This is a genomic window from Pseudomonas sp. NPDC079367 (assembly GCF_044542195.1).
Classification (GTDB): domain Bacteria; phylum Pseudomonadota; class Gammaproteobacteria; order Pseudomonadales; family Pseudomonadaceae; genus Aquipseudomonas.
Genome location: NZ_JBITTW010000066.1, coordinates 1 through 10,651, shown reverse-complemented (window position 1 = coordinate 10,651; position 10,651 = coordinate 1). Strand labels below are relative to the sequence as shown.

Sequence of the window (10,651 nt, the reverse complement as noted above, 5' to 3'; positions counted from 1 at the left end):
GCCGCCGACTTGCTCGCTCTGATCCGGGTGGACCAGAAAGATGATTTCGTAATGACGCATGAATGCTCCTTACGGGTTGTAGCCTGCCGCTCAAAAACGGTCAGACAAGGAGTGAATGACACTTATGGACTTGCTGGCGCGGGGCACATGCGTGCCTGCCGTCACAGCAAGGGGCGCAATTGTAGAGAAGGGACTGCGGGCGCGCAAGGCAATTGGTGATTATTTGAACAACCATCGGGCGACTTGTGTAGGAGCTGCCGAAGGCTGCGATCTTTTGACTTTGATTTTTTCAAAGCAAGATCAAAAGATCGCATCCTCGTTTCACTCGACAGCTCCTACAGGGGATTTGCAGCAGGTCAGGACTTCTTCGCAGTAGCCTTGGCTTTTGCGCCGCGCTGGCGCTGGGCTTCGAACAGGCACACGCCAGTGGCGACCGAGACGTTGAGGCTGCTGACGCTGCCAGCCATCGGCAGGTTCACCAGATAGTCGCAATGCTCGCGGGTCAGGCGACGCATGCCTTTGCCTTCGGCGCCCATGATCAGGATGGTCGGACCGGTCAGGTCCTGGTCATAAATGCTGACCTCGGCTTCCCCAGCGGTGCCGACTACCCACAAACCGCGCTGCTGGAGTTTTTCCAGAGTGCGCGACAGGTTGGTCACAGCCACCAGCGGAATCACTTCCGCGGCGCCACAAGCGACTTTACGTACAACCGGGGTCAGCGTGGCTGACTTGTCCTTCGGCACGATCACCGCCAGCGCGCCAGCCGCATCGGCCGAACGCAGGCAGGCGCCGAGGTTGTGCGGATCGGTTACGCCGTCGAGCACCAGCAGCAACGGCGCGCCTTCGGTGCGATCGAGCAACTCGTCGAGCATTGCTTCGCCCCAGACCTGGCTCGGACTGACTTCCGCAACCACGCCCTGATGCACGCCTTCAACCCAGGCATCCATTTCGCGACGCTCGGCCTGACCGACCTGAACACGGTTTTCGTTGGCCAGCTCGACCAGCGTCTGCACACGCGGATCGTTGCGGCTTTCCGCCAGCCAGATCTGCTTGACGCGCTTGGGGTGGTGACGCAATAACGCTTCTACCGCGTGAACGCCGTAGATTTTTTCCAACTGACTCATGACTTCGCCTTCGGTTTACGCGCCCCGCCACTCTTGGCTGGAGCGGAACCCGCTTTTGGCGGGCCCTTACGGTGTTTGCTCGGTTTGGCCGGCTTGCCGTCGGTCGCCCTGTCAGGCGCCGACCGCCCGGTCTTTCCCCCGGACGCCGCTTTACCACCGTTTTTCGCATCGGCCAGCAAGGCCTTCTTCAATTCACGGCTTTTGCGCAGCTCGGCGTTTTTCGCCACGGCATCGCTCGGGCGATAGGCTTCGGCACCCTTTTCCTTGGCCGGACGACGGCTGGCGGTTTTCGCTGGTGCCTTTTCTTCCGCAGTCTTGGCAGCAGGCGCAGCGGTTTCGGTGCCACGTTTCTTGCGGCCGATCGGCGCGCTGATGGTTTTCTCCGCCATTTCGAAGTCGATCTTGCGCTCATCGAGGTCGACGCGCATGACCCGCACTTCAACCGTGTCGCCAAGACGGAAACTGCGACCGGTGCGCTCGCCCGCCAAGCGGTGATGCACAGGATCGAAGTGGTAGTAATCGCCCGGCAGCGCGGTGACATGCACCAAGCCTTCGACGTAGATATCGGTCAGCTCGACGAACAGGCCGAAACCGGTCACGGCGGTAATCACGCCCGGGAACGACTCGCCGACGCGATCTTTCATGAACTCGCACTTGAGCCAATTGACTACGTCGCGGGTCGCTTCGTCGGCGCGGCGTTCGCTCATCGAGCATTGCTCGCCGAGCTGCTCCAGCGCCGCTTCGTCGTACGGATAGATGCGCGCTTTCGGAATGGTCATCGCACCGGCACGACGGACGTGCGGGGTGTCCTGTTTCGAATGGATCACGCTGCGGATCGCGCGGTGCGTGAGCAGGTCAGGATAACGACGGATCGGCGAGGTGAAGTGGGTATACGCTTCGTAATTCAGGCCGAAGTGGCCGTCGTTTTCAGCGCTGTACACCGCCTGACTCAACGAACGCAGCATGACGGTCTGGATCAGGTGGAAATCCGGACGATCCTTGATGCTCGCGAGCAAAGCCTGATAATCCTTCGGCGACGGACCGTCCTTGCCCTTGTGCAGGGACAGGCCGAGCTCACCGAGGAATGCGCGCAGTTTTTCCAGACGCTCTGGCGGCGGACCGGCGTGAACGCGATACAGCGCAGGAATTTCGTGCTTCTTGAGGAATTCGGCAGTGGCCACGTTGGCCGCCAGCATGCACTCCTCGATCAGCTTGTGCGCATCGTTGCGCACGGTCGGACGGATTTCGGCGATCTTGCGCTCGGAGCCGAAGATAATCCGGGTTTCCTGGGTTTCAAAATCGATCGCGCCACGGACGTGACGGGCGGCAAGCAACACCTTGTACAAAGCGTAGAGCTGTTTGAGGTGCGGCACGACGTCGGTGTACTCGCCGCGCAGTTTGCGCGCTTCGGTAGCCTTCGGCGTTTCCAGCATCGCGCTGACCTTGTTATAGGTCAGACGAGCGTGGGAATGGATCACCGCCTCATAGAAGCAGTAGTCGGTCATTTCGCCGGACTTGGAGATGGTCATCTCGCAGACCATGGCCAGACGATCAACTTGCGGGTTCAGCGAGCACAGGCCGTTGGACAGTTGCTCGGGCAGCATCGGAATCACGCGCTCGGGGAAGTACACCGAGTTGCCGCGAACCTGAGCTTCGGTGTCCAGCGCCGAGCCGATCTTCACGTAGCTGGAAACGTCGGCAATTGCCACGTACAACTTCCAGCCACCGGAAAACAGACGCAGCTTGCCCGGTTTGGCTTCGCAGTAGACCGCATCGTCGAAGTCGCGGGCATCTTCGCCGTCGATGGTGACGAACGGCAAATGGCGCAGGTCGATGCGCTTCTCTTTGTCCTTTTCTTCAACTTCCGGCTTGAGCTTGGCGGCTTCCTTCACAACCGCTTCAGGCCAGACGTGCGGAATGTCGTAGGTGCGCAGGGCGACATCGATTTCCATGCCCGGCGCCATGTAATTGCCGACCACTTCGACCACATCGCCTTGCGGCTGGAAACGAGGCGTCGGCCAGTGGGTGATTTTCACCTCGACGAACTGACCGATCTGAGCGTTGGCGTTGCGGCCCGGCGTAACAAGTACTTCCTGCTGGATTTTCGGATTGTCGGCAACCACGAAACCGATTCCGCCTTCTTCGAAGTAGCGGCCAACAATGGTTTCGTGCGCGCGGGACACTACTTCAACGATCACGCCCTCGCGGCGACCACGACGGTCGAGCCCGGAAACCCGAGCCAGCGCACGGTCACCATCGAATACCAGACGCATTTGCGCCGGGCTCATGAACAGGTCGTCGCTGCCATCGTCCGGCACCAGGAAGCCGAAACCGTCACGGTGACCACTGATGCGGCCGAGAATCAGGTCGAGCTTGTCCACCGGCGCATAAGTGCCACGGCGGGTGTAGATCAATTGAGCGTCGCGCTCCATGGCGCGCAAGCGGCGGCGCAGGGCCTCGATCTGGTCTTCAGTGGTCAGACCAAACTCTTCGACCAGTTGCTCGCGGGCAGCAGGCGAACCCCGATCGGCGAGGTGCGCCAGGATCAGTTCGCGGCTGGGAATAGGGTTTTCGTATTTTTCCGCTTCACGAGCGGCCTCGGGATCGAGGGACTGCCAATCGGCCATTAGAGAGTTTTCACCTTGTCTATATGCGGGTTAGTTTGGCATAGGCGCCGGGAAACGGGAAATTTCCGCTTCTATAAGGCTTTGCAAGGCCCTGTATCGACGCTCCGATACCGTTTTGAACGCCGCTGGTAAAAAAATTCAGTTTTTTCTGCGGCAGGGGTTTACAGTTAAAAAGACGCTCCGTATAGTGCGCGCCATCGACGACGCACAAGCGCTTTCGATGATGCCCAGGTGGTGAAATTGGTAGACACGCCAGCTTCAGGTGCTGGTGACCTTACGGTCGTGGAAGTTCGAGTCTTCTCCTGGGCACCAATTTCGAGTTTGAGACTAGATCAGTTTCAAGACTCACACAAAACCCGCGAAAGCGGGTTTTTTGCATGTGCGGGAAAGCTTTTGTTCACGCTGATTTATTAAAACCAAATCAGGGGTTTACAGATCAAAAACGCCTCCGTATAGTGCGCCACATCAACAGCGGCAACGCTTGCGATGATTGCCCAGATGGTGAAATTGGTAGACACGCCAGCTTCAGGTGCTGGTGACCTTACGGTCGTGGAAGTTCGAGTCTTCTTCTGGGCACCAATTCAAATTCAAGGTTCTGACCTTGGATTTCACAGAAACCCGCGAAAGCGGGTTTTTGCGTTTCTGGCTTCCTGAATTTTGCCATCCCTACAGGATCACCAGTCGCCCCACAAGGCGCACTTGAGAAACAATATCGTTTATCATTGTTGCAAGTTTTTGCAATGCGACAGTGAGGAACCCTGCGAATGACGTTTCGAAATACCCTGCGCCGAGGCCTGACCTTCACCCTCCTCGGCCTGGCACTCGCCACTCCCCTCACCCAGGCTGCCGATGCGGTTTCCCTGACTCTCTACAACGGCCAGCACAAGGAAGTCGGCGACGCGATTGCCAAGGCTTTCGAAGCCAAGACCGGCATTCACGTCAACGTGCGCAAAGGCAGCAGCAACCAGCTCGCCAGCCAGATCGTCGAAGAAGGCGATCGCTCCCCCGCCGACGTGATCTACACCGAAGAATCGCCGCCACTGAACAACCTCGGCGAACAGGGCCTGTTGGCCAAGGCCGATGACGCCACGCTGGCAGTTCTGCCGGAAAGATACGTCGCCGCCAACGGCACGTGGATAGGCGTTACCGCTCGCGTACGCGTGGTCGCGTTCAACCCGAAACTGATCGATGAAAAAGACCTGCCGAAATCGGTGATGGAATTCTCCGAGCCACAGTGGCAAGGCAAGGTCGGCTTCGTCCCGACCAGTGGTGCCTTCCAGGAACAGGCCGTTGCGATCATCAAACTGCACGGTCGTGACGCTGCTGAAGAATGGCTGACCGGCCTGCGCGCGTTCGGCAAGACGTACAGCAACAACATGGTCGCGCTCAAAGCCGTGGAAAATGGTGAAGTCGCCACCGTGCTGGTGAACAACTACTACTGGTTCGCCCTGCAGCGAGAGAAAGGCAAGCTCGATTCCAAGCTGCATTATTTCACCGGCGGCGACGCTGGCGGTCTGATCACTGTATCCAGCGCAGCCGTGCTGAAATCCAGTAAACACCCAAAAGAAGCCCAGCAATTCCTCGCCTTCATGGCCAGCGAAGAAGGACAGCGCGTGATCACTCAGACCACCGCCGAATATCCGCTGCACAAAGGCATGGAATCGGATCGCGGCCTCAAGCCGTTCAGCGAACTGGAAGCGCCGAACGTCACTCCGGCGGATCTGGGCAACGCAGAAGAAGCCTTGGAACTGGAACGCGAAGTTGGTCTGAACTGATGGCAGCATCGTTATCGGCCCCCGCCGCGCGCGGGGGTTACGTGCCACGACGCAAACGGCCGTCGATCTGGCTGGTGCTGCCGGTATTGCTACTGGTGGTACTAAGTCTGTTGCCACTGGCCTACGTCGGGGTGAAAGCCTGGCAGGCGGGCTGGGCGGAGGCGCTGCATCTGTTGTGGCGCCCGTATGTGTTTGGCCTGTTGCGCAACACGCTGGCACTGATGGTCGGCGTGACTGTCACCTGCGCGGTGGTTGGCCTGTCGCTGGCATGGCTGCTGGAACGCAGCAATCTGCCGGGCCGTCAGTTATGGGGCGTGGTTCTGTGCCTGCCGTTTGCGGTGCCGGCGTTTGTCAGCAGCTTTACCTGGGTGTCGCTGAGTGCGCAGTTCGAAGGCCTCGGCGGGGCGATTCTGGTGATGAGCCTGTCGAAGTACCCACTGATTTTTCTGCCGGTCGCGGCAACCCTGCGCAATCTCGATCCCTCTCTCGAAGAGTCCGCGCGCACGCTGGGGCAGAATCGCTGGGGCGTATTTTTCCGCGTCACCCTGCCGCTGCTGTGGCCATCGCTGCTGGCCGGTTCACTGTTGATTGCGCTACACATGCTGGTGGAATTCGGCGCACTGTCGATCATCGGCCTGCAGACCTTTACCACGGCCATTTATCAGCAATTTGAGCTTGAATTCAGCAACGCCAACGCGGCAATGCTTTCGGCAGTATTGCTGGCGCTGTGTCTGCTGCTGTTGTGGCTGGAGCTGCGCATGCGTGGCAAGGGCCGGCACGTGCGCACCGGCCAGGGCGCAGCGCGGCAAGCTGAACAGGTAAAGCTTGGACGGTGGGCGGCGCTTGGTCAGTTGTATTGCCTGTTGCTGGCGATTATCGGCAGCGGCATTCCGTTGGGGATGTTGGCGTATTGGCTGGCGGTCGGCTCATCGGCGGCGTTCCCGGTAGCGGCGATCACCGAAGCGCTGCTGTCATCGCTGGCATTGTCGCTGGGTGGCGCGGCGTTGTGCCTGGTGCTGGCCGTGCCGGTCGGCCTGCTGGTGGTGCGCTATAAAGGCCAGTTGGCGATCTGGGCCGAGCGTTTGCCGTATCTGCTGCACGCGCTGCCGGGGCTGGTGATTGCGCTGACGCTGGTGTATTTCGCCCTGCATTACGTGCCTGTGTTGTACCAGACTTCGGGTCTGTTGCTGATCGCTTATGCGCTGCTGTTTCTGCCATTGGCGCAAGCGCCGATTCGTACGGCGCTGAACAAGGCTGCACCGCAGCTCGAAGAAGCGGCGCGGACGCTGGGCGCGTCGTCATTCACGGCATTTTGCCGGATAACCCTGCCGATTATTTTCCCGGCACTGGGCGCGGCGTTTGCGCTGGTGTTCCTTGATGCGATGAAAGAATTGACCGCGACATTGCTACTCAGCCCGACCGGACTGAATACGCTGGCGACTGAGGTCTGGGCGCATACGGCGAATGTCGAGTTTGCGGCGGCGGCGCCTTATGCGGCGTTGTTGATTCTGGTTTCCGGGTTGCCGGTGTATCTGTTGACGACGCGGATGTATCTGAGCCGCTAAAAGATCGCAGCCTGCGGCAGCCCCTACAGGATGGTGCTTTTCCCTGGAGGAGCTGCCGCAGGCTGCGATCTTTTGATCTTAAGCCCTGAACTGCCCCAAGCTCGCCTTGAGTTGCGCCGCCAGACCATCCAGCACCTTGCCACTGGCCGTCGTCTCCACCACTGCCTGCGCCGCTTTCTCGGCCTGCGCATGAATCGTCTCGACTCGCCCACGCACAGCCTGCGCCCCCTGCGCCTGATGCGCTGCCGCCTGCGTTGCCAGGCCGATCGCCGCGTGCACTTGCTCAACCGAGGCCTGTACCGATTGCTGCAGTCGTGCGCTGTCACGCAGCACCAGCAATCCTTCACTGGCCTGCCGTCCCGCCTGGCCAATCGCTTCGACCGCCTCCCGTGCACCCTGCTGCAACGCGACGATGTGCGCCTGAATATCGCCCGTCGAGCTTTGTGTCTTGCTCGCCAATGCACGCACTTCGTCGGCGACCACGGCGAACCCACGCCCGGTCTCTCCCGCGCGCGCCGCCTCAATCGCTGCGTTCAAGGCCAGCAGGTTGGTTTGCTCGGCGATACCGTGGATCACCGTCAGCACCACTTCGATCTGCTCACTCTGCTGTGCCAGCCGCTCGATGACTTTCGCCCCGGTGTCGACCTGCCCGGCCAGCGCTTCGATCAGGCCGCCGACCCTGGCCGAGGTGCGGGTGTTTTCATCGGTTGCTTGACGGATTTCCACCACTTGCTTGAGTGCGGCCTGCATCGCATGGCTTTCCGATTGCGCCTCGTCGGCCATTTGCGACAACGCACGCAGGCTCTCGGCAACTTCATCGCGCTGCATGCCGGCTGCCGCATCAGCGCCGGCATTGCGCAGCGTCATTGCGCCAATCTCGACGCCGGTGCGCTGAGCAACATCGCCCGCCTCGCGCACGATCGGCTGCAACTTGTCCACAAAGCGGTTGACCGCCGAAGCCATGTCGCCGATTTCATCCTTGCTGTTGATCTGCACACGCTTGGTCAGATCGCCCTCGCCCGCTGCCAGATCGTCCATCGCCGCGTTGAGCATTTTCAGGCGATTGACCACCCGATGACCGAGCACCACGGCCAGCAACAGCAGCACGCCGCAACCGACCAGTGCCAGGCCCAGGCCGATACGCCAGCGCAGTGTCGCGGCAGCGTCTTGAACGGTTTGTGCGGTGTTGGCTTTCATTTCGCCAGCGGTGGCTTGCGCCGATTGCAGGCGCGCCTGCATCGCTTTGGCGCTGTCCGCCGCCGCACCTTTGAGGCTGTCGCCGACCAGTTGATCGCTGCTGGCAATCAGCGCCAGGAAGCGTTTGTCGAGTTCGGCCAGATCAGTTTCCACCGAGGCCGTAGAAACACCCATCAGCACCTTGCCGATTTCCACGCCATTGGGATTGATCGAGGCTTCGAGGTAGTAGACCGATGGATCGTTTTTCGCCGCATCCAGCACTTTGTCCAGCGCACGCTCGCCCTGACCTTTTTCCAGCAAGGCCTTGTTGATCGGGTTTTCACGATTGAGGTAACGGGTCAGGTGCTGGCCAGTGGCGTCGTCATAGACGACGAACAGCACGTTGGGGTTGCGCTGGGCGCGGCGAGCGAACTCCGACAGCGTTGGTACGTCACTGTCCCACATGGCACGTGGCGCTACGGACGCAAGCAACTGCGCCATGTCGTTAGCCGAATCCTTCAGATCCTTTTCCAGCGTGGCACGCAGTTGCGCCTGCTCTTCTTTGAGGCGCGCAGACAAACCGGCGGTCAGACGCTGACGAGTGCTGGCCGACAAAGCATCAAGACTGGAAGTGACTTCACGCCCGGCCTGCTCCAGCTCACCGGAGAGCTTTTGACTGTCGGCTCCCAGGCGCACGGCCAGATCGGCTTCCAGCGCCGTGACGGTGCTCCGCGTCAGGGCAACGGCCACCAACACCTGCACCAAAAGGGCGATACCAAGGGTAACGAACACCGGTCGCAGCAAACGGCTTTGTAACAGTGAGAGAACGGCTGACACTTTAAATCCCTCTACGTTGACGCCATTAATTTGATGGCACTCTTGTAGCCAGATTTACAGCAAAGGTCATGCCGTCCAACAGGCATAAACGACAAAGGCCCCGATTAAGGGGCCTTTGTTTTCTACATCAACGACTTATCAAGCAAACGGATGACGCAGAACGATGGTTTCGTTGCGGTCCGGGCCCGTCGAAATAATGTCGATCGGCGCGCCGATCAACTCTTCAACGCGCTTGATGTAAGCACGAGCATTGGCCGGCAGCTCTTCCAGGGTCTTGGCACCCACGGTCGATTCGCTCCAGCCCGGCACTTCTTCGTACACCGGCTGCAGGCCGACGTAGCTGTCAGCATCGGTCGGGGCAACGACATTGCCTTGCGCGTCTTTGTAGCCGACGCAGATGTTGATGGTTTGCAGACCGTCGAGGACGTCCAGCTTGGTCAGACAGATACCCGAGATGCTGTTCACGTCGATCGCGCGACGCAGGATGACGGCGTCGAACCAGCCACAACGACGGGCACGGCCGGTGGTGGCGCCGAACTCGTGACCTTGCTTGGCCAGGTGCGCACCGACTTCGTCAAACAGCTCGGTCGGGAACGGGCCGGAACCGACGCGGGTGGTGTACGCCTTGGTGATGCCCAAGATGTAATCGAGGAACATCGGACCAACGCCCGAACCGGTCGCCACGCCACCTGCGGTGGTATTGGAGCTGGTCACGTACGGGTAGGTGCCGTGGTCGATGTCGAGCAACGAACCTTGTGCGCCTTCGAACATGATGTCCTTGCCGGCGCGACGCAGGTCGTGCAGCTCGGCAGTCACGTCGAGCATCAGCGGCTTGAGCAGCTCAGCGTATTCTTTGCACTCGGCCAGAGTTTTTTCGAACTCGATGGCTGGCTCTTTGTAGTAACCGACCAGCATGAAGTTGTGGTAATCCACCAGCTCACGCAGCTTGTCTTCGAAGCGCGGCATGTTCAGCAGGTCGCCGACACGCAGGCCACGACGGGCAACTTTATCTTCGTAAGCAGGGCCGATGCCGCGACCGGTGGTGCCGATCTTCAGCTCGCCACGGGCCTTTTCACGAGCCTGGTCCAGCGCGACGTGGAAGGACAGGATCAGCGGGCAGGACGGGCTGATGCGCAGGCGCTCGCGCACCGGTACGCCTTTCTCTTCCAGCTTGGTGATCTCGCGCAGCAGGGCGTCAGGTGCGACGACCACGCCGTTGCCGATCAGGCATTGCACGCCTTCGCGCAGCACGCCCGACGGAATCAGGTGCAAAACGGTTTTCTCGCCGTCGATCACCAGCGTGTGGCCCGCGTTGTGGCCACCCTGGTAGCGCACTACGGCGGCAGCATGTTCGGTCAGCAGATCAACGATCTTGCCTTTGCCCTCATCACCCCACTGGGTGCCCAGGACTACGACATTCTTACCCATAACACTTGTCCTCTTTCGCGCTACCTTGGTGCCGGCGTTGGCCGGCAGGACGACTCAGGTAGCCCGTGGCGATACTTGCCCAAGCCCGTTCTGCTGAATCAATTGCCGGTCGCAGTCCG

6 protein-coding genes and 2 tRNA genes are annotated in these 10,651 nt (G+C 60.2%); 4 read left to right on the top strand and 4 right to left on the bottom strand.

The window, feature by feature from the left end; genetic code table 11:
- Positions 1-356: 356 nt before the first annotated feature.
- Positions 357-1,124 (bottom strand): 23S rRNA (guanosine(2251)-2'-O)-methyltransferase RlmB, encoded by a 768-nt coding sequence (gene rlmB, locus ACIGDJ_RS27625; protein ID WP_397479268.1) that lies wholly within the window; start codon positions 1,122-1,124, stop codon positions 357-359.
- Positions 1,121-3,751 (bottom strand): ribonuclease R, encoded by a 2,631-nt coding sequence (gene rnr / locus ACIGDJ_RS27620; protein WP_397479267.1) that lies wholly within the window; start codon positions 3,749-3,751, stop codon positions 1,121-1,123. Before rnr ends, rlmB begins: the two co-directional genes overlap by 4 nt.
- A gap of 225 nt (positions 3,752-3,976) precedes the next feature.
- Here rnr and ACIGDJ_RS27615 point away from each other — a divergent pair.
- From ACIGDJ_RS27615 to ACIGDJ_RS27600, 4 genes are all read left to right on the top strand, one after another.
- Positions 3,977-4,063: transfer RNA gene (locus ACIGDJ_RS27615), tRNA-Leu, on the top strand.
- Positions 4,064-4,243: 180 nt separating this feature from the next.
- Positions 4,244-4,330: transfer RNA gene (locus ACIGDJ_RS27610), tRNA-Leu, on the top strand.
- Positions 4,331-4,515: 185 nt separating this feature from the next.
- Positions 4,516-5,526 carry an extracellular solute-binding protein gene (locus ACIGDJ_RS27605; RefSeq protein WP_312997562.1) on the top strand — a complete coding sequence of 337 codons (1,011 nt, stop codon included), beginning with the start codon at positions 4,516-4,518 and terminating at the stop codon, positions 5,524-5,526.
- Positions 5,526-7,091 (top strand): ABC transporter permease, encoded by a 1,566-nt coding sequence (locus tag ACIGDJ_RS27600; RefSeq protein ID WP_397479266.1) that lies wholly within the window; start codon positions 5,526-5,528, stop codon positions 7,089-7,091. Before ACIGDJ_RS27605 ends, ACIGDJ_RS27600 begins: the two co-directional genes overlap by 1 nt.
- 78 nt (positions 7,092-7,169) lie before the next feature.
- Here the strand turns inward: ACIGDJ_RS27600 and ACIGDJ_RS27595 are convergent, their stop codons facing one another.
- Complete coding sequence (locus tag ACIGDJ_RS27595) at positions 7,170-9,104, bottom strand: methyl-accepting chemotaxis protein (RefSeq protein WP_312997567.1); 1,935 nt, start codon at positions 9,102-9,104, stop codon at positions 7,170-7,172.
- 138 nt (positions 9,105-9,242) lie between these two features.
- Entirely contained in the window at positions 9,243-10,532 is a 1,290-nt protein-coding gene (locus ACIGDJ_RS27590) for an adenylosuccinate synthase (RefSeq protein WP_397504692.1), read from the bottom strand.
- Positions 10,533-10,651 lie beyond the last annotated feature (119 nt).

Excerpts from the sequence above, each read along its gene's own strand:
- rlmB (WP_397479268.1), bottom strand. The coding sequence starts at position 1,124 with ATGAGTCAGTTGGAAAAAATCTACGGCGTTCACGCGGTAGAAGCGTTA.
- ACIGDJ_RS27590 (WP_397504692.1), bottom strand. The coding sequence starts at position 10,532 with ATGGGTAAGAATGTCGTAGTCCTGGGCACCCAGTGGGGTGATGAGGGC.
- ACIGDJ_RS27600 (WP_397479266.1), top strand. The coding sequence starts at position 5,526 with ATGGCAGCATCGTTATCGGCCCCCGCCGCGCGCGGGGGTTACGTGCCA.
- rnr (WP_397479267.1), bottom strand. The coding sequence starts at position 3,751 with ATGGCCGATTGGCAGTCCCTCGATCCCGAGGCCGCTCGTGAAGCGGAA.
- ACIGDJ_RS27605 (WP_312997562.1), top strand. The coding sequence starts at position 4,516 with ATGACGTTTCGAAATACCCTGCGCCGAGGCCTGACCTTCACCCTCCTC.